The organism is Kitasatospora sp. NPDC002551, from assembly GCF_040296005.1.
GTDB lineage: Bacteria > Actinomycetota > Actinomycetes > Streptomycetales > Streptomycetaceae > Kitasatospora.
Genome location: NZ_JBEOWI010000010.1, coordinates 40,929 through 59,842, shown reverse-complemented (window position 1 = coordinate 59,842; position 18,914 = coordinate 40,929). Strand labels below are relative to the sequence as shown.

The window sequence follows — 18,914 nt, the reverse complement described above, 5'->3', positions numbered from 1 at the left end:
CCTTCGACGGCGAGTTGTCCACGGGCGCAAGCCTAGTCAACGGGGCTGCCCGCACCCACCCCCCGGGGTGACCCTGGTCACGCAGGCGGACCTTCCCGCGTGCGGGATATCGGCGGGTCCTACCCTTGAGGGTGCTTTCGCCCCTCCAGGGTGCTTCGCCGACGCAGCCGGAACACCGGCAACACTGGACACCTAAGGACCGCCCGCATGGCTCCCACGCCGGACTTCGAGTACAGCGACCTGCTCCCCCTGGGCGCTGACCCGACCCCCTACCGCAAGCTCACCTCCGAAGGCGTCTCCACCTTCGAGGCCGGCGGACGCACCTTCCTCCAGGTCGAGCCGGAGGCCCTGCGACTGCTCACCGCCGAGGCGATGCACGACATCTCGCACTACCTGCGCCCGGCCCACCTCGCCCAGCTGCGCCGCATCCTGGACGACCCGGAGGCCAGCCCCAACGACCGCTTCGTCGCGCTCGACCTGCTGAAGAACGTCAACATCTCGGCCGGCGGCATCCTGCCGATGTGCCAGGACACCGGCACCGCCATCGTCATGGGCAAGCGCGGCCAGAACGTGCTGACCGCCGGCGGTGACGAGGCCGCCGTCGCGCGCGGCGTCTACGACGCGTACACCAGGCTGAACCTGCGCTACTCCCAGATGGCCCCGGTGACCATGTGGGACGAGAAGAACACCGGCAACAACCTGCCGGCGCAGATCGAGCTGTACGCGACCGACGGTGACGCCTACAAGTTCCTCTTCATGGCCAAGGGCGGCGGCTCGGCCAACAAGTCGTACCTGTACCAGGAGACCAAGGCGATCCTGAACGAGGCCAGCATGCTCTCGTTCCTGGAGCAGAAGATCCGCTCGCTGGGCACCGCGGCCTGCCCGCCGTACCACCTGGCGATCGTGATCGGCGGCACCAGCGCGGAGTTCGCGCTGAAGACCGCCAAGTACGCCTCCGCGCACTACCTGGACAACCTGCCGACCTCCGGCGACGCGAAGACCGGCCACGGCTTCCGGGACCTGGAGCTGGAGGCCAAGGTCACCGAGCTGACCCAGAAGATCGGCATCGGCGCCCAGTTCGGCGGCAAGTACTTCTGCCACGACGTGCGCGTCGTGCGCCTGCCGCGGCACGGCGCCTCGCTGCCCGTCGCGATGGCCGTCTCCTGCTCGGCCGACCGCCAGGCGCTCGGCAAGATCACCGCCGAGGGCGTCTTCCTGGAGCAGCTGGAGACCGACCCGGCGAAGTACCTGCCGGACACCACCGACGAGCACCTCGACGACGACGTGGTGCGCATCGACCTCGACCAGCCGATGTCCGCGATCCGCGCCGAGCTCTCCAAGTACCCGGTGAAGACCCGCCTCTCGCTCACCGGCACCCTGGTCGTGGCCCGCGACATCGCGCACGCCAAGATCAAGGAGCGCCTGGACGCCGGCGAGGGCATGCCGAAGTACCTGCAGGACCACCCGGTCTACTACGCCGGCCCGGCCAAGACCCCCGAGGGCTACGCCTCCGGCTCCTTCGGCCCGACCACCGCCGGCCGGATGGACTCCTACGTCGACCAGTTCCAGGCCGCCGGCGGCTCGATGGTCATGCTCGCCAAGGGCAACCGCTCCAAGCAGGTCACCGACGCCTGCGCCCAGCACGGCGGCTTCTACCTCGGCTCCATCGGCGGCCCCGCCGCCCGCCTGGCCCAGGACTGCATCAAGAAGGTCGAGGTCCTGGAGTACGCCGAGCTCGGCATGGAGGCCGTCTGGCGCATCGAGGTCGAGGACTTCCCGGCCTTCATCGTGGTCGACGACAAGGGCAACGACTTCTTCCGCGAGACCACCGAGGGCCCGCTGATCACCAGCCTCCGCGTCCGCTCCAAGGAGTAGCGCTCCCCCGCACCCGCCCCCGCCCCGGCCGCCCCCCGCGCCCGGGGCGGGGCCGTCTCCGGCCGCCCCGAATCGACCTCGCTCCCCGCACCGGAAACTCGTACCGATCCGGTACGGGATCAGCCGTCTCCCCGGAGGGCGCGCCGATGACGATCAGCGCCAGCGGCGCACGCGCGCAGCTCTTTCCCCTGATCAAGAAGGCCAACGACGACCACGTCCCGATAAGGATCACCTCCAGGGGCGGCGATCCGGGCGTCACCCGGATCATGGAGGAGCTGGAAGCCCTGGCGGGTGATGTGGGAGGAGCGTCCACCTCGATCCTGACGCCTGGGAGGGCTTCCTGTTCCGGCCGGCCTCGAACCGGAAGGCCGCTCAGCGGATCGCCCGTCTGATCGGCGGGATCCAGCGCGACCCGTTCAGCGGGACCGGCAGACCGGAACCCCTGAAGGGCGACCTCGCCGGCTACTGGTCGCGCCGGAGCGGCGACGAACACCGCCTCGTCCACCGGGCGGACGGGAAGGGAGTGAAGATCCTCAAGGCCCGCTACCGCTACCGGTGACGGCGCGGCCCGCCGCCTCGGCGGGGGGCGGGTCGGGCGTCAGGCGTCGAAGTCGTACTCAAGGACGTAGGAGGCCGCGTCCAGGGTCATCTCGTTGAGTTCGACGACCTGGCCCTCGTCGGCGAAGGCGGTGCGGCAGATGAGGATGACCGGGGTGCCGGCGGAGAGCTCCAGGCGGGCCGCCTCGTCGGCGCTCGGCATCCGGGAGCGGACCTCCTCGCGGAAGTGCACCGGCTTGGCGCCGATCTCGGCCAGCCGGGCGTAGGTGCCGCCCGGGCCGGTGTCCTCGCGGGTGATGGCGGTGCCCGCGACCAGGCCCGACGGCAGGTAGGAGGTCGACAGCAGGACCGGCTTGCCGTCCAGCACGAAGCGCCGGTGCCGCACGCACATCGGCGAGCCCGGGTCGACGCCGAGCACCCGGGCCACGTGCTCCGGCGCGCCCTGCTCGGTGACCGCGACCTGGTCGACGACCAGGCTGCGGTGGGCGGTGTCGGCCGACCATATCGAGCGGCCCGACCCCCACTGGCCCTGGGCGAGCCGCTGGATCCCGCGCCGGCGCAGCGGCCGGAAGTCCCGGACGAAGACGCCCGCCCCTCGGCGGGCCTCGGCGATGCCCTCGCTCTGCAGCACGCCGAGCGCCTGGCGGGCGGTCATCCGGGCCACGCCGTACGCGTCCATCAGGTCGTTCTCGCCGGGCAGCCGGTCGCCCGCGCGGTACTCGCCGGAGTCGATGGCCGCCTTCAGCGTCTCGGCGATCCGTTGGTACTTGGGCTGCTTCTCACCGCCACTGCTGCCGACCATCGCCTGCTCCCTCGTCCTTCGCCGTAAATCGTAGGCGCGCCTTCGGTCTGCGGTAAGCCGATAGGACCGGTTCGACCGTTGACATCCCTAGAGATATTAGCTTCTCTAGAGATGCTGGGTAGTCGCCGAGCAGAGCCGAACCAAACCGAGCCACGACAGCGACCAGGGCCGGCACCACCGTCGCCGCGCCCGCACCGGAGCAGCAAGGAGCAGCGCGGTGAGCATCCGAAAGCGCGGCGCCGCGGCCTACCGGCCGCGCGTGGGGGAGTCCGTCCTCGACACCAGGACCGGGCGCACCGGCATCTACATGGACACCATCGGTGGGGAGCACTACCTCCGCCCGCCCGAGGGCGGCTGCGAGTGGACCGCCCGCCCCGAGCACCTCGCCCCCGCGGCCGACGGCGGGGGCGGCGCCGAGGGCGCCGCCGACCCGGCGGGGCGGAGCGGACCGGGCGGGCGGGCCGACCCCGCGCGGGCCCCCTCTCCCACCTCCCCCGCCCACGCGGCCTGACGCCCGCCCCGGCCACCAGGCCCATCGGCGAATTCCGGCCACCGGACGTGCGTGTGCCCCGCGCCGCCGGACGGGGCGGGGCGGGGCACACGGGTGCTGTGTGGGGCTACGGGTGACCGGCGATGACTCCGGCGGAGGCGCCGGTGGCGGTCACGAGGTAGCCGGTGGTCACCACGATCGTCGAAACGGCGACGACCGCGAGGCGACGGAGCCTGTTCAAGTTCCCCCCTGGAACTGCTGGTGCGGAGTGCTTACGGGTGGCTCGCGATGACACCCTGCGGCTCGCGCTCGGCGTTCTGCTCGCCGCCGGCCGGCGCCTCGGTCTCCACCACGTACTGGGCCTCGTCACCGAAGAAGTCGTCCTCCAGGTCGGCCTTGCGGTCGGCAGAGGGCTCGGCGTACTCGGCCGGCTCCGAGGTCGCGGCGACCGCGCCCTCGACGGCCTCGACGGCCTCCGCGGTGACGGCCTCGTCGGCCTGCGCGGTCGGCACAGGGGTCTCGCTCTGGTTGCTGGCCATGGGCGGGCCGCCTTTCGGTCATCACATGTCTTCCGCCCCACCGGATTGGCGCGGGCGCGGGCTCAGTATCGTAGGGTTGATTAAATGTCCGATAAACATCGTGCGGCTTACCGTGCCGTCCGGCAGAGTCGGCCCCCCGCCTAAGCTGAGGCCACCACAACGGCGGAACCGCCGAGCGCCCTACCGGGACATCAACACCAGGCCATCGGGGGACTACATGGAGTTTCGGGAGACGCCGCCTGCACCGGCGCTGCGCTTCCAGGTACTCGGTCCGGTCCAGGCCTGGCTCGACGACAAGCAGCTCGCCCTCGGTTCACCCCAGCAGCAGGCCGTCCTGACGATGCTCCTGCTGCACGCCGGGCGCCCGGTCACCACCCAGGACCTCGTGGACGGTCTCTGGGGCGAGCGCCCGCCCGCCCAGGCCGTCGCCGCACTGCGCACCTACGTCTCCCGGCTGCGCACCGTGATCGAGCCCCGCCGCGAGGTGCGGCGGCCCGCCGAGTTCCTCGTCTCCGTCGCCGACGGCTACGCGCTGCACATCCCGGCCGAGGCACTCGACATGACGGTCTTCGAGCACCTCGCCGCCGAGGCCGCGACCGCCCGCAACGCCGGGGACCTCGACAACGCCCACCAGTTGCTGGTCCGCTCGCTCGCGCTGTTCGCCGGCCGCCCGCTCACCGGCGTCCCCGGCCCGTACGCGGACGCCCAGCGGCAGCGGCTGGGCGAGCGGCAGGTCTCGGTCGCCGAGGAGCGCTGCGCGGTCGCCCTCGACATCGGCCTGCACGCCGAAGTGGTCGGCGAGTTGAACTCGCTCACCGCCGAGCACCCGCTGCGCGAGCGGCTGCGCGAACTGCTGATGCTCGCGCTGTACCGCTGCGGCCGCCAGGCGGAGGCGCTCGGCGTCTACACCGACACCCGCAAGCTGCTGATCGACGAGCTGGGCGTGGAACCGGGCGCCGGGCTCTCCACCATGCACTCCCGGATCCTGGCCGCCGACCCGGCGCTGACCCTTCCCGCCGCGCCCGCGCCCGCCGCCGCGGCCCGTGAAGAGGGTCCCGCCACCCCGCCGGCCCCGGCCCAACTGCCCGCCGACGTCTCCGACTTCAGCGGCCGCTCGGAGATGGTGGCGGATCTCTCCGCCGTCCTGATGAACGCCACCGGCCAGGCCGTCGTCGTCACCTCGCTGGCCGGCATCGGCGGCGTCGGCAAGACCACGCTCGCCGTGCACGTCGCCCACCGGGTGCGCGCGGAGTTCCCGGACGGGCAGCTCTACGTCGACCTGCGCGGTGCGGGCGCCTCGCCCTCCGACCCGGCGGTGGTGCTCGGTGACTTCCTGCACGCCCTCGGCGTCACCGAGAACCCGGACTCGCTGGAACAGCGCGCCGCCCTCTACCGCTCGCTGCTCGCCAGCCGGCGGATGCTGATCCTGCTCGACAACGCCCAGGACGCCGAGCAGATCCGGCCCCTGATCCCCGGCGTATCCAGCTGCGCGGTGCTCGCCACCAGCCGCTCCCGGCTGGCCGGCATCCCCGGCGCGCACCTGGTGGACGTCGAGGAGCTGACGCCGGAGGAGGCGCTCGCGCTGTTCTCCGCGATCGTCGGCGAGCAGCGCGTCGCGGCCGAACCCGAGGCGGCCATGGCGGTGGTGACCGCCTGCGGTTTCCTGCCCCTCGCCGTCCGGATCGCCGCGGCCCGGCTCGCCAGCCGGCCCCGGTGGAGCGTCTCGGACCTCGCCCGCCGCTTAGCCGATCAGCGCCGGCGCCTCGACGAACTCCAACTCGGCAACCTCGCCGTGGAGACCACCATCGGGCTCGGCTACGGACAGCTCTCCCCCGCCGAGGCGCGGGCCTTTCGCCTGCTCTCGGTCGTGGACTCCCCGGACCTGCCGCTGACGGCGGTGTCGGCCCTGCTCGGCGTGGACGAGGACGAGGCCGAGGACCTCGCCGAGGCACTCGTCGAGGCCAACATGCTGGAGACCTTCTCGGCCGGCCGCTACCGCTACCACGACCTGCTGCGGCTCTACGCGCAGCGGCAGAACGAGCGGGTGGGGGACGTCGAGGAGCAGCAGGCCGCCGTCCTGCGGCTGCTCGACCTGCTGCTCGCGACGGTCCGCAACGCCGCACAGGCCATCGAGCCCGACGACCAGTTGCCCGAGCCCCTGAACGTCCCGGGCTCCACCGGCATCCCCCTGATCACCAGCGGATACGCGCAGGAGTGGATCCGGGCCGAGATCGGGCTGCTGCTCAGCTCGGTCGAGGCGGCCGTCCAGGGCCCGAGCGGGCTGCTGCGGCCCGCCGTCGACCTGCTGATCATCCTGGACAGCCTGGTCGAGGACCCGACGCACGGGCCGCGGGTGCGCCGCATGCTGGAGACCGCCGAAGGCGGCGCCGAGGAGCACGGGGACGCGGCGGCGCTCGCGCGGGTGCACTTCGCCTTCGGCACCCTGCAGTCCGTCACCGGTGACTTCCAGAGTTCCGAGCAGTCGCTGCGCAAGAGCCTGGGTCTCCTGGGCCCCGAGGACATGACCGTCATGCGCTCGATGGCGGCCAACACCCTCGGCATCATCCTCAGCCTCGGCAACCGCCCGGCCGAGGCCGCGCCGTTCTTCGAACAGGCCCTCACCATCAGCCGCGTCGTCGGCGCCCCGATCGGCGAGGCACGGCTGCTCGCCAACCTCGCGCGGGCGCAGCTCGGGCTCGGGCAGGTCGAGCAGGCCGTCCGCTCCGTCACCGAGGCGGTCGCCACCGCACGCGCCTCGAAGAACGGCCCCTGCCTGGCCGACACCCTGTACCAGCTCGGCGTCGTGCTCGCCTCCGCCGACGACCCCGCGACCGCCGCCGAGCACCTGCGCGAGTCCCACCGGCTCTACCGCTCGCAGCAGAACCGGCTGCGCGAGGGCTACACCCTCGCCCGGCTCTCCTCCGCCCTGCTCGCCGCCGGCCAGCAGGCCGAGGCGGCCGAGGCGGCGGAGGAGTCGCTGGCGATCGGCCTGGAGATGGACTCCGCCTACTGCCAGGGTCTGGCCAGTGCCGCGCTGGGCGAGGCCTTGCTCGCCCTCGCCCAGCCCGCACGTGGCCTGGCGTGTCTGCGCGGAGCGCACGCCATCTTCACCCGGCTCGGTGTGCCCGAGGCCTCCCCCGTGGCGGACCTCATCTCCCAGCAGCACACCGAGCCCCTCTCTCCCCCCGCGCCGTAGGCCCCCGCTCCCCCGTGTCCCCCGTGGAGGCCTTCCCCCGTGAGCGTCCGGTGCTCCCGCAGCCCCCCGGCTGCGGGAACACCTTCAACGCTTCCCCGGCGCTGACACCACTGTGCACCGCCCCGATTGACGTTCAATAAACGCCCGATTGTCGGCCCGCGGCTCGACGGATCCGCTGGTCAGCGCGGCTGTGAGGGCCGACCGTACGGCGTGCGGGCCCGGTCGCACCACCCCGGTCCGCGCCCCGTGCCCCCGCCGAGGGGGGCCGCGTCGGCCACCCGCCGCGAGTTGGCCGGAAACGCACCCCATGGCGGAGTGATCACGCATATTCTCGGATGCCAGTACACACACGAGCGCACTTCCCGGGTGGAGCAATCCGGAAAAGGCAGCGCGGTGGCGCTCCCGCAGTGCAGAGTGTCTCTGTGCAAAGAGTCTGTGCAAAGTGTCAGCGTGCAGTCAGCGTGGCAATGCAGTCATTGTGACGCGGGGAGCGTGACGTACCGCCACCGGCAGCGGGTCGGCGGGGCAGCGCGGGCGCCGGGAGGAGACGGCGGTCCGGCCCCGCGCCTCGTCCAGCCGACCGGAGGCCCGGCCGGAAAGGTGCCTCTCAATCGTGACGACCGGACAGATATCGGATCCGTTCCCCGTCGGCGAGGACGCGGGCGACGACGACGGGTCCGACGTCCTGCGCCGCCGGGCCGAACGCGCCCTGCAGGCGGTCGCCTTCGACACCATCGGCACCGGCTACGCCGAGGCGTTCCCCGCCAAGGACGGACAGCTGGCCTGCGGGCGCCGGCTGCTGGCCCTGCTGGAGCCGGGCGCCGCGGTGCTGGACGTCGGCTGCGGCAACGGCGAGCCGACCGTCCGCCAGCTGGTCGGAGCCGGGATGCGGGTCACCGGCGTGGACCTCTCGGACGTCATGCTGACCCTGGCCCGGCAGGCCCCCCACCCGGGCCCGTACCCGCCCGTCCTGCACCGCATGGACATGTACGACCTCGCCACCGAGCGCGCCCGCTCCGCCTGGAACGTGCCGCGGCTCGGCCCCGCCGGGCGGGGCACCTTCGACGCGGTCACCGCCTTCTTCTCGCTGATCCTGCTCCCCCAGGACGAGATCCCCGTCGTGCTGGGCCGGCTGCGCGAGCTGCTGCGGCCCGGCGGACTGCTGGCGCTCGGTATGGTCGAGGCGGATCTCGACCACGTTCCCCTGCCGTTCCTCGGCCGGGAGCTGCGGATCAGCGGGTACCTGCGGGAGGATCTCGAACGGGTCCTGCTGGCCGCCGGGTTCGCGGTCGAGGAGCAGGAGGGACGTCCGTACGCGCCCGCCAGCACCTCGCTGCCGCCGGAGGAGCAGCTCTTCCTCTGCTGTCGGCGGACCGGCTGACGGCCGGGCCTCCGGGCCCCCGACCGCCGGACCGCAGACCCAGGACAGTTCCCCGACAGACCCCAGACCGTACCGATCCCAGGACAGGCACCCGTGCGCGACCAGCTCAATCCCGAGGCCGGAGAGCCGCCTGCCCTGCCGGCCCCGCGCCGCCCGTCGTCGCCCCCGGAGCACGTCCCCGAACGCCTCGCCTACCTCGACTCCGCGACCCGGCGGATCAACAGCGCGCTCGACCTGGCCGCCACCCTGCGCAACGCCGGCCGGGTGCTCGTCCCCGCCCTCGCCGACGCCGCCGTCGTCCACCTGCGCGACCCGCTGCCCAACGTCGAGCGCGAGCCCGGCTTCCCCGAGCAGCTGCGGATCCACCACAGCCAGGGCACCCGGCTGGGCCGGCGCGGCCGCCCGGCCGGCGACGACCGCCGCGACCGCTACGGCGCGCGCTACGGCAGCCGGTACGGCGCCCGCTCCAGCGCCGACCCCGGCCCGGCCACCCCGGTCACCCGCGGCGGCGCGCTCGCCCACACCCTGCTCAGCCGCCGCCCCGCCGAACCCGTCGTGCTCGGCGCCGCCGGGGACAGCGGCAGCGCCCGCACCACCGAGCTGCTGCGCGAGCTGTACGGCGCCCGCGGCCTGGCCCGGCTCAGCCCGGGCACGTCGGTGCTCGCCCTGCCGCTGCGCGGGCGCAAGACCGTGCTGGGCCTGCTGGTGCTGATCCGGCGCCCGCCCGCGAAGAGCGGCCGGCCGGGCTTCGACGCCACCGACACCGCCACCGCCGCCCACCTCGCCACCCAGGCCGGGCTGGCCGTCGACACCGCGCTGCGGTACGCCCGCGAGTGGGAGATAGCCAACGAGCTGCAGCGCAGCATGCTCCCGCTGCGGCTGCCCCAGCCGCACGGCGTCCGGCTCGCCCAGCGCTACCTGCCCGGCGAGCGCGGCGCCCAGGTCGGCGGCGACTGGTACGACGCCGTGCCGCTGCCCGGCAACCGGGTGGCGCTGATCGTCGGCGACGTGATGGGCCACTCGCTGACCTCGGCCGCCATCATGGGCCAGCTGCGCACCAGCGCGCAGACCCTGGCCGCGCTCGACCTGCCGCCGCACGAGGTGCTCTACCACCTGGACGAGCAGGCCCAGCGGCTCGGCCGCGAACAGCACCTGGCGACCTGCGTCTACGCCGTCTACGACCCCATCGCCAACCGGGTGGTGCTCGCCAACGCCGGGCACGTGCCGCCGGTGCTCGTCCAGCCGGACGGCACGGCCGAGCTGCTCGACCTGGAGGCGGGCGCGCCGATCGGCGTCGGCGGGGTCGACTTCTCCTCCGTCGAACTGCCCGCGCCGCCCGGCTCGGCCCTGCTGCTGTTCACCGACGGCCTGGTGGAGACCCGCAGCCGACCGCTCAGCGACGGTCTCGAACTGCTCCGCGCCCGGCTCGCGGGCGCCCACCGGCACGCGCCCGAACACCTCTGCCAGGAGGCGCTGCGGATCCTGCCGCCCGGCGACCGGGGCGACGACATCGCGCTGCTGGCCGCCTGCTTCGACGGGATCCCGGCCGGGGACGTGGCGCACTGGTACCTCCAGCCGCGCAACGAGACGCCGGGGCGGGCGCGCCGGCTGGCCGCGCACACGCTGCGCCGCTGGGGCCTGGAGGCGCTGACCGAGGCGACCGAGCTGATGGTCAGCGAGCTGGTCACCAACGCCGTCCAGCACGCCACCCGCCCGGTGACGCTGAGCCTGGTCCGCACCACCCGGCTGCGCTGCGAGGTCGGCGACGACAGCCCGCTGCTGCCCCGGCCGCGCCGGACCGGGCCGGAGGACGAGCGCGGACGGGGCCTGCAGATCGTGGCCCGGTGCGCCGAGCGCTGGGGCGCGACCCGGCTGGGCACCGGCAAGGTGGTCTGGTTCGAGCAGCGCCTGCCGTGACGCGCCGAGGGGCCGCTCCGGCGCTCGCGCGCCGGGGCGGCCCCCGTCCTGACCTCCGGAGCCGTCAGACCCGCTCGGGCACCTTCGTGTCCGCGGCGACGCGGCTCCCGTCGGACTCCAGCCGGGCCATCAGCTGCTCGCCCTCCATGTCCACCCGCGGCACCACCCGGTCCAGGCTCTTCGGGAACCACCAGGCGGCCCGGCCGAACAGCGCCATCGCGGCCGGCACCAGGGCCATCCGCACCACGAAGGCGTCCACCAGCACGCCCACCGCGAGCGCGAAGCCGATCGGCTGGACGATCGGGTCGTGGCCGAAGACGAACGAGCCGAAGACCGCGATCATGATCAGCGCGGCCGCGGTGACCACCCGGGCGCCGTCCCGCACCCCGGCCACCACCGCCTCGCGCGGCGCCATGCCGTGCGCGTGGCGCTCCTTCATGCCGGAGACCAGGAACAGCTCGTAGTCCATCGCCAGCCCGAACAGCACGCCGATCAGCAGGATCGGCACGAAGCTGACCACCGGGCCGACCTTCGGGACGTCGATCAGACCGTCCAGCCAGCCCCACTGGTAGACCGCGACGACGGCGCCGAGCGAGGCCGTGATGGAGAGCAGGAAGCCCGCCACCGCCTTCAGCGGCACCAGGACCGAGCGGAAGGCCAGCGCCAGCAGCACCAGCGCGATGCCCACGATCACCGCGACGAACGGCGGCAGCGCGTCGGCGAGCTTGGCGGAGACGTCGATGTTGGCGGCGGTGGTGCCGGTGACGTCGATCCGGGCGCCGGTCTCCGCCTTGAGCGCGTCGCGCTGGTCGCGGATGTCGGTGACCAGCTGCCGGGTGTCGGCGTCGTCCGGGCCGCTCTTCGGGATGACCGGGACGAGCGCGGTGCGGCTCGGCTGGTCGAGCTGCGGCGGGAGCAGGGTCTGCACCCCGGGCAGCGCGGCGAGCCGGCCCGCCACGCCCTGCACCGCCTGCTCCGGCTGCGCGGCGTCCGCGGCGTCGACGACGACCACCAGCGGGGCGTTGAAGCCGGGGCCGAAGCTCCGGTCGACCAGGTCGTACGCGGTGCGGGCGTCGGTGCCCTTGGCCTGCGAGCCGCCGCCGGGCAGCCCGAGGGTGAGGCTCGCGGCGGGCACGGCGAGCGCGACCAGCGCGGTGAGGCCCGCCAGCAGGACGGCGAGCGGGCGGCGCACCACGAAGCCGGCCCAGCGCTCGCCGAGCGTCGTGCGCCCGGTGGTCCGCAGCGCGCCCCGCCAGACCGGCAGCCGGTCGATGCCGCGGCCGGCGAAGCCGAGCAGGGCGGGCAGCAGGGTGATCGCGACGAGCACCGCGACGACGACGGCGCCGGAGGCGGCCAGGCCCATCACGGTCAGGAACGGCACGCCGGCGACGGCCAGGCCGGCCAGGGCGACGACGACGGTCAGGCCGGCGAAGACCACGGCGCTGCCGGCGGTCGCGTTGGCGCGGGCGGCGGCCTCCTCCGGCTCCAGCCCCTCGGTGAGGTGGCGGCGGTGCCGGGAGACGATGAACAGGGCGTAGTCGAGGCCGACCGCCAGGCCGACCATCAGCGCCAGCACCGGCGCGGTGGAGATGATCTCGAACGAGCCCGCCAGCGTGATCACGCCGGCCATCGCGATGCCGACCCCGATCAGGGCGGTGACCAGCGGGAGCCCGGCCGCGACCAGCGAGCCCAGGGTGATCACCAGGACCAGCCCGGCGACGATGAGGCCGACCACCTCGCCGCCTTCGACCTGGGCCATCTCGTTGTAGGCGTCGCCGCCGAAGGCCACCGTGACCCCGGCCGCGCGGGCGGGTTCGGCCGCCTCCCGCACGGCGTCGCGCTGCTGGTCGGTGATGTCGCCGAGCACGCTGTCGAAGGAGACCAGGCCCAGCGCGACCTCGCCGTCCGGGGAGAGCGCCCCGGTGGTGTACGGGTCGGGGACACCGGCGACGCCCGGGACGGCGGCGATCCGGGTGACCGCCTCACCGACCGCCGCGGCCTTCTCGGGGGCGGCGATGCCGCCGGGGGCCTCGGTGGCGAAGACCACCTGGGCGGAGCCGTGGGCCTGGTCGGGGAAGGTGCCCTTGATCCGGTCCAGGGTGGCCTGGGCCTCGGTGCCGGGGACCTTGAACTCCTCGGAGGTCGAGCCGCCGAGCGCCGCCGCCGCGCCGCCGACGGCGATCAGCAGGGCCAGCCAGACGGCGAGCACGGTACGCCTGCGGCGGAAGCAGAGGCGGCCCAGGCGGTACAGGTACGTGGCCATGCGTGCACCTTCGGTCGGGTCGTTCGGGCAGGTCGTCCGGTCGGACCGTCCCGTTCGGACGTGAGCGCCGGACTCGGTCGTCCGCACCACCGTACGCGCAACTTTGTCACGTGACAAAGTCAATGGACGAGAACGTCTGACGCAATCATTCGATCCGGTTGTTTGAACATGGCGATACCCTGGCCCAATGGCACATGTCCCGGCCGCCGAACGGCGCCCCCAACTCATCCAGGCCGCCATCGACCTGATGGCCCGCGAGGGCGTGGCCGCCGGCAGCACCCGCGCCATCGCGGCCGAGCTGGGCGTGGCGCAGGCGACGGTGCACTACACCTTCGGCACCAAGAAGGACCTCTACCGGGCCGTCGTCGAGCAGCTGACCGCCGAGTTCATCGGCCAGGTGCGGGCGTCCGCGCCGGACGAGGGCCCGTTCGCCGAGCAGGTCCGCACGATGGTCCACGCCCTGTGGGACAGCGCCGTCGGCGAGCCCGGCAAGTGCTCGCTGATCACCGAGTTCGCCGCGATGGCGCTGCGCGACCCGGACCTGCAGGAGATCATGCGGGCGCTCCAGCACGAGATCGAGGCCACCGCCGCCGAGCTCCTCACCGCGCTCGCCGCCGCCCACGGGCAGGAGCCGGCGCTGCCGGCCCACGAGATCTCGCTGTACTTCCTGGCCGGCTTCAACGGGCTGACCGACCGCTACCTGGTCCTCAAGGCCGCCGGCGAGGACCCGGAGGAGGAGTCCCGCCGGGCGCTCGACCTGCTGGTCGCCACCACGGTCGGCCTCTGCCTCGGCGCCCCCGCCACCCCCTGAGCGCGGCCCCTACGGTTCGACGATCCTGACCGGCAGTTCGGCCAGGACCTCGCGCAGGGTGACGGCGAAGCGGTCGTACTCGGCGCTGCGGGCCGAACCCGGCCGGGTGGCGAGGCCGATCCGGCGGCCCGGCGCGGGCGCGGCGAAGCGGACGGCGGCCAGCCGGTCGGCGCGGCCCGCCTCGACGTCCAGCGCGGTGGCGGGCAGCAGGGTCACCCCGAGGCCGCCGGCCACCAGCTGCACCAGGGTGGACAGGCCGGCCGCCCGGGTGGTGGAGCCGGCCGGGTCGGCGCCGACCTCGCGGCAGATGTCCAGCGCCTGGTCGCGCAGGCAGTGGCCCTCCTCCAGCAGCAGCACGTCCAGGTCGAGCAGCACGTCGCGCGGCACGTCGACCCGGCCGGCCAGCTCGTGGTCGGGCGGGGCGACCAGCACGAAGTCCTCGTCGAACAGCGGGATGTCCCGGGTCGGCGCGCTGCCGCCGGCCGGCAGCGCCAGCAGCAGCACGTCCAGCCGCCCGGCGGCCAGCCCCTCCAGCAGCGAGGGCGTCCGCTCCTCGTGGACGTGCAGCTCCAGCTCCGGGTAGCGGTCGCGGACCAGCCGCAGCACGGTCGGCAGCAGGTAGGGCGCGACGGTCGGGATGACGCCCAGGTGCAGCGGCCCGGTGAACGGGCGGCGGGCGGCCTCCACCTCCTCGGTGAGGGCCTGCAGGGAGGCGAGCACCCGGCGCGAGTGCTCCAGCACGCGCTCCCCCAGTGGAGTGATCATCACCCGGCGCGTCGTACGCTCGACGAGCTGCGCGCCCAGCGACTCCTCCAGCGCCGCGACCGCCCCGGAGAGCGCCGGCTGACTGGTTCCGCTGGCCGCCGCGGCCTCCCGGAAGTGCCGGTGCTCGGCCACCGCCACGAAGGCCTTGAGCTGGGCGACCGTGGGCGTCCGGGGGCTGCGCGGGGTGGCGTTCGCCACAGTCGCGTCGGGTTTACGGGCGGGGGCCCTGCGACGGACGGGGCGAGACGGGGGCGTGGGGCTGTTGATAACTCTCTCCGATCAGACACATCGATTGTAGCTATTTCCCTGATCAGTCCACGATGTGGAATGGTGGAACCCGTTCCGCAAACCGGACAAACTCCCCTCAGCCTCACTTCAGGAGATGCGAACGTGCTCACGATCGGTGACCAGTTCCCGGCCTTCAACCTCAAGGGCGTGGAAGGGCCGTCCGCGGACAAGCTGGAGTTCAAGGACTACACCTCGGAGGACCAGAAGGGCTGGAAGGTCGTCTTCTTCTGGCCGATGGACTTCACCTTCGTCTGTCCGACCGAGATCGCCGCGTTCGGCAAGCTGAACGAGGAGTTCGCCGACCGTGACGCCCAGATCCTCGGCGTCTCCGGCGACTCGGAGTTCGTGCACCACGCCTGGCGCAAGGACCACAAGGACCTCAACGACCTGCCGTTCCCGATGCTGGCCGACATCAAGCACGACCTGATGCGCGCCTGCGGCGTCGAGAACGCGGACGGCACCGCCCAGCGCGCCGTCTTCATCGTCGACCCGGAGAACGAGATCCAGTTCGCCATGGTGACCGCCGGCTCCGTCGGCCGTAACCCCAAGGAGGTCCTGCGGGTGCTGGACGCCCTGCAGACCGACGAGCTGTGCCCGTGCAACTGGAACAAGGGCGAGGACACCCTCGACGCCCAGGCCCTGCTGGCGGGCTGACCCATGGCCCTCGACGACCTGAAGTCCGCCCTCCCGGACTACGCCAAGGACCTCAAGCTCAACCTGGGCTCGGTCATCGGCAACTCCGACCTCCCCGCCCAGCAGCTGTGGGGCACCGTCCTCTCCTGCGCGATGGCCACCCGCAGCCCCGCCGTCCTGCGCGAGCTGGAGCCCGAGGCCAAGGCCAACCTCTCCCCGGAGGCGTACAACGCCGCCAAGGGCGCGGCCGCGATCATGGGGATGAACAACGTCTACTACCGGACGCTGCACCTGCTCTCCGACAAGGAGTACAGCAGCATGCGGGCCGGTCTGCGGATGAACATCATCGGCACTCCGGGCGTCGAGAAGGCCGACTTCGAGCTCTGGTGCTTCGCGGTCTCCGCGATCAACGGCTGCGGCCAGTGCCTCGACTCGCACGAGGCCGTGCTGCGCAAGGCCGGCGTCGACCGCGAGGTCGTCCAGGCCTCGATGAAGATCGCCGCCGTGCTCCAGGCCGTCGCCGGCGTCCTCGACTCCGAGGCCGCCCTCGCGACCGTCACCGCCTGACCCGCACCACCCCGTACGGGCCCCTCGCCCGGACTCCCCGAGTCCCGGCGAGGGGCCCGTCCGCGTCCCCGGAACCGCGGGTCAGCGGGCCGGGGGTGAGGCGTGGGGGCGGGCGGCGGCTTCGCGGGCGGCTTCGAGGGCGGTGAAGACGGCCTGGCCGGCCTCGTTGCGGCGGCGGAGGTGGGTGACCACGGTGTTGGTGACGGCGATCAGGGGGACGGCGACGATCGCGCCGCCGATGCCACCGATGATGGAGCCGGCGGCCACGCCGAGGACGACGCCGAGCGGGTGGACGCGCACGGCGCGGCCGAGGATGAGCGGCTGGAGCACATGGCCCTCGATCTGCTGGACGGCGATCAGCACGACCAGCACCATCAGGGCCGTCCAGGGCGTCGTGGTGACCAGCGCGATCAGCACCGCGACCGTCCCGGTGACCAGCGCACCGACCAGCGGGACGAAGGCGCCCAGGAAGATGATCACGGCGAGCGGCAGGGCCATCGGCACGCCGAGCAGCTGGATGCCGGTGCCGATGCAGACCGCGTCGATGAAGGCCACGCAGACGGTGCCGCGGACGTACGCGGTGAGCGTGGCCCAGGCCTTCGGACCGGCGCCGGCCATCGCGTAGCGGGAGTGCCGGGGCAGCCCGCGCAGCGCCCAGTTCCAGATCCGCTCGCCGTCGTAGAGCAGGAAGAAGGTGGTGAAGAAGGCGAGCAGGACGGCCGTCAGCACCTCGACGGCGATCTGCGCGCCGGTGATGCTGGCCGAGGTGATCTGCTCGGTGTTGGTGCTGATCGCCTTGGTGATCTGGTTGGCGAAGTCGGTGATCTGCTGCTCGGTCAGGTGCAGCGGCCCGGTGATCAGCCAGTCCCGCAGCTGGTCGACACCGGCCTTGACCTTGCTGGTGACGGTCTCCAGGTTGGTGGTCACCTGCCAGACCACGAACCAGCCGACCAGCCCGATGCCGGCCAGTCCGCTCATGAACACCCCGCCGGCGGCCAGCGAGCGCGGGACGCCGTGGCGGCGCAGCCAGGAGACGGTGGGCTCCAGCAGCGCGGAGATCAGCAGCGAGGCGAGCACCGCGAAGGCGACCAGCCGCAGCATGTCGACGATGTAGAAGACGACGTACAGCGCGGCACCGAGCAGCAGCAGCCGCCAGGTGGACTCGGCGGCGACCCGCAGGCCCCACGGCACCGCCTCGGCGGGGGTGGCGGGCCGGCCGAAGTGGCCGTGCGAGGACGCCGGGGCAGGAGGCGGAGGGGACGACGGCGCGGGAGCGGGCGCGGGCGCGGGAACGGGGGCAAGGACGGGGCCGGGGACGACGGGGGCCGCGGGCGGCAGGCTCACCTCGGTCCGCGGGCCCGGCAGCGGATCGACGGGCAGCGGATCGACGGGCAGCGGGTCGGCCGGCAGCGGGTCGGCCGGCAGCGGCGACAGCGGCGGTTCGTGGAAGTCGGCCGCCATCGCGGCCCGCCGTCGCCGTTCGATCACGGCGGCCGCGCTCGCCACCACGGCCATGCCCTTGGCCACGGCCTTGAAGGCCTTTCCGCCCCGCGCCATGCTCGCTACCACTTCTCCCCGCCGGAGCCGCCCGGTGCGGCGGCACGCCGTGGGTCCCGCCACGGCCGTCAGGAAGACGCTACCCGGCCGCGGGGCGGTGAGTCCGCTCCCGGCCGTGATCCGTGCGGACTTCTCGGGGGCCGATTCCGGGGCAAAACAGCATGTCCCGGGTGGTTTCAGGCATCGGACAGCGGGGAGGAGTCGGTCGGGAAACCAGGAGCCGACTGTCGGCGGACCGGCCGGTGCGGGGAGCTACCAGGACCCCTCCCCGTCCCCGCGTCCGCACCCAGGACCGCACCGCCCGCGGGCGCACTGGTCAGCGCAGCCCGGGCGGCGCGGTCCGCCCGCGCACGGGAAACGCCGCGGCCCCCGGTCACGGCGGAAGCGTGACCGGGGGCCGCGGCGGTGTTCCTAGTACCAGTGGTGCGACTGCCAGAACGACCAGGCGCCGCAGGGGCTGCCGTAGCGGCTGTTCATGTAGCTCAGGCCCCACTTGATCTGGGTGGCCGGGTTGGTGCGCCAGTCGGCGCCGGCCGAGGCCATCTTGGAGCCGGGCAGCGCCTGGACCAGGCCGTACGCGCCGGAGCTCTTGTTGGTGGCGGTGTAGTTCCAGCCGCTCTCGCGCTTCACGATGTTGCTGAAGCACTGGAACTGGGCGTCGTTGCCGACGATCTGCTGGGCCAGCTCCTGCACCGAACCGGGGCTGACCGAGACCGGGGCGGGCGCGGAGCTGTCGGTGGCGGCCATCGCCGAGCGGGCCTTGGAGCGGTTGGCGGCGGCCTCGTCGGCCTTGCGCTTCTCCTCGGCGGCCTTCGCGGCCTTCTCCGCCTCGGCCTTGGCCGCGGCTTCCTTGGCCGCGGCGTCGGCCTTGGCCTGAGCCTCGGCGGCGGCCTGCTGGCGGGCGGCCTCTTCGGCGGCCTTCTGCTCGGCGGCGGCCTTGGCGGCGGCGTCGGCGGCGGCCTGCTGGGCGGATGCCTGCGTGCCGATGTTGTCGCTGATGGTCTGCGCCTGGGCGCCGGAGGGGACTTCGGCAAGCAGGGTCGCGCCTGCGACGTCGACCGTCTGCGTCGTCTTGCCCTCGCTGCCCGAGGCCATGCCCACGACGGCACCGACAGCGGTGACGGCGGTGGCGGAGGCGACAGCAACTCCCCGGACCGAGATCCGAGTCACATGGATTCCTTCCAGCATCGCCCACGCGTGACCGTGCGGGCGCAACATGCCCCTTGGCGCTGCCCTCCGTACGGTGCCGGTCACGGGAGGTACTGACCCGAC

The 18,914-nt window shown here is 73.4% G+C and carries 16 protein-coding genes; 10 read left to right on the top strand and 6 right to left on the bottom strand.

The features are described from left to right. Positions 1-207: 207 nt before the first annotated feature. The 3 genes from ABT093_RS12335 (at position 208) to ABT093_RS12325 (ending at position 2,434) form a co-directional block, all read left to right on the top strand. A complete protein-coding gene (locus tag ABT093_RS12335; RefSeq protein WP_350563260.1) occupies positions 208-1,875 on the top strand; it encodes a fumarate hydratase in 1,668 nt (555 codons plus the stop codon). Positions 1,876-2,021: 146 nt separating this feature from the next. After that, entirely contained in the window at positions 2,022-2,267 is a 246-nt protein-coding gene (locus ABT093_RS12330) for a type II toxin-antitoxin system Phd/YefM family antitoxin (RefSeq protein ID WP_350563258.1), read from the top strand. Then, positions 2,216-2,434 (top strand): Txe/YoeB family addiction module toxin, encoded by a 219-nt coding sequence (locus ABT093_RS12325; RefSeq protein ID WP_350563459.1) that lies wholly within the window; start codon positions 2,216-2,218, stop codon positions 2,432-2,434. Before ABT093_RS12330 ends, ABT093_RS12325 begins: the two co-directional genes overlap by 52 nt. A gap of 39 nt (positions 2,435-2,473) precedes the next feature. Here ABT093_RS12325 and ABT093_RS12320 read toward each other — a convergent pair whose 3' ends face one another. Beyond that, a complete protein-coding gene (locus ABT093_RS12320; RefSeq protein ID WP_350563256.1) occupies positions 2,474-3,235 on the bottom strand; it encodes a GntR family transcriptional regulator in 762 nt (253 codons plus the stop codon). 217 nt (positions 3,236-3,452) lie between these two features. Here ABT093_RS12320 and ABT093_RS12315 point away from each other — a divergent pair, with 217 nt between their 5' ends. After that, positions 3,453-3,746: a hypothetical protein gene (locus tag ABT093_RS12315; RefSeq protein WP_350563254.1), complete on the top strand. Its 294-nt coding sequence runs from the start codon at positions 3,453-3,455 to the stop codon at positions 3,744-3,746. Between the two features lie 251 nt (positions 3,747-3,997). Here ABT093_RS12315 and ABT093_RS12310 read toward each other — a convergent pair whose 3' ends face one another. Continuing rightward, a complete protein-coding gene (locus ABT093_RS12310; RefSeq protein WP_350563252.1) occupies positions 3,998-4,264 on the bottom strand; it encodes a hypothetical protein in 267 nt (88 codons plus the stop codon). 217 nt (positions 4,265-4,481) lie between these two features. Between ABT093_RS12310 and ABT093_RS12305 the strand changes: the two genes are divergently transcribed. The 3 genes from ABT093_RS12305 (at position 4,482) to ABT093_RS12295 (ending at position 10,758) form a co-directional block, all read left to right on the top strand. Next, the gene (locus ABT093_RS12305; RefSeq protein WP_350563250.1) at positions 4,482-7,460 is read left to right on the top strand and encodes an AfsR/SARP family transcriptional regulator; all 2,979 of its coding nucleotides are present in this window, start codon (positions 4,482-4,484) and stop codon (positions 7,458-7,460) included. A 685-nt stretch (positions 7,461-8,145) separates the two neighbouring features. Next, complete coding sequence (locus ABT093_RS12300) at positions 8,146-8,841, top strand: class I SAM-dependent methyltransferase (protein ID WP_350563457.1); 696 nt, start codon at positions 8,146-8,148, stop codon at positions 8,839-8,841. Between the two features lie 93 nt (positions 8,842-8,934). Continuing rightward, positions 8,935-10,758, top strand: a complete 1,824-nt coding sequence (locus ABT093_RS12295; RefSeq protein WP_350563248.1) for a SpoIIE family protein phosphatase — start codon at positions 8,935-8,937, stop codon at positions 10,756-10,758. Between the two features lie 64 nt (positions 10,759-10,822). On the opposite strand, the gene ABT093_RS12290 is transcribed toward ABT093_RS12295, so the two are convergent. Continuing rightward, positions 10,823-13,021, bottom strand: coding sequence for an MMPL family transporter (locus tag ABT093_RS12290; RefSeq protein WP_350563246.1), 2,199 nt, complete (start codon positions 13,019-13,021; stop codon positions 10,823-10,825). Between the two features lie 187 nt (positions 13,022-13,208). Between ABT093_RS12290 and ABT093_RS12285 the strand changes: the two genes are divergently transcribed. After that, positions 13,209-13,832 (top strand): TetR/AcrR family transcriptional regulator, encoded by a 624-nt coding sequence (locus ABT093_RS12285; protein WP_350563244.1) that lies wholly within the window; start codon positions 13,209-13,211, stop codon positions 13,830-13,832. A 9-nt stretch (positions 13,833-13,841) separates the two neighbouring features. Here the strand turns inward: ABT093_RS12285 and ABT093_RS12280 are convergent, their stop codons facing one another. Then, positions 13,842-14,795, bottom strand: a complete 954-nt coding sequence (locus ABT093_RS12280) for a LysR substrate-binding domain-containing protein (protein ID WP_350563242.1) — start codon at positions 14,793-14,795, stop codon at positions 13,842-13,844. A gap of 192 nt (positions 14,796-14,987) precedes the next feature. Between ABT093_RS12280 and ABT093_RS12275 the strand changes: the two genes are divergently transcribed. Further along, entirely contained in the window at positions 14,988-15,539 is a 552-nt protein-coding gene (locus ABT093_RS12275; RefSeq protein WP_350563240.1) for a peroxiredoxin, read from the top strand. Between the two features lie 3 nt (positions 15,540-15,542). Beyond that, on the top strand, positions 15,543-16,085 hold the full coding sequence (locus tag ABT093_RS12270; RefSeq protein ID WP_350563238.1) for an alkyl hydroperoxide reductase: 543 nt from the start codon (positions 15,543-15,545) through the stop codon (positions 16,083-16,085). A gap of 81 nt (positions 16,086-16,166) precedes the next feature. Here ABT093_RS12270 and ABT093_RS12265 read toward each other — a convergent pair whose 3' ends face one another. Both ABT093_RS12265 and ABT093_RS12260 read right to left on the bottom strand, forming a co-directional pair. After that, the gene (locus ABT093_RS12265) at positions 16,167-17,642 is read right to left on the bottom strand and encodes an AI-2E family transporter (RefSeq protein ID WP_350563236.1); all 1,476 of its coding nucleotides are present in this window, start codon (positions 17,640-17,642) and stop codon (positions 16,167-16,169) included. A gap of 411 nt (positions 17,643-18,053) precedes the next feature. Further along, entirely contained in the window at positions 18,054-18,812 is a 759-nt protein-coding gene (locus ABT093_RS12260; RefSeq protein ID WP_350563234.1) for an aggregation-promoting factor C-terminal-like domain-containing protein, read from the bottom strand. Positions 18,813-18,914 lie beyond the last annotated feature (102 nt).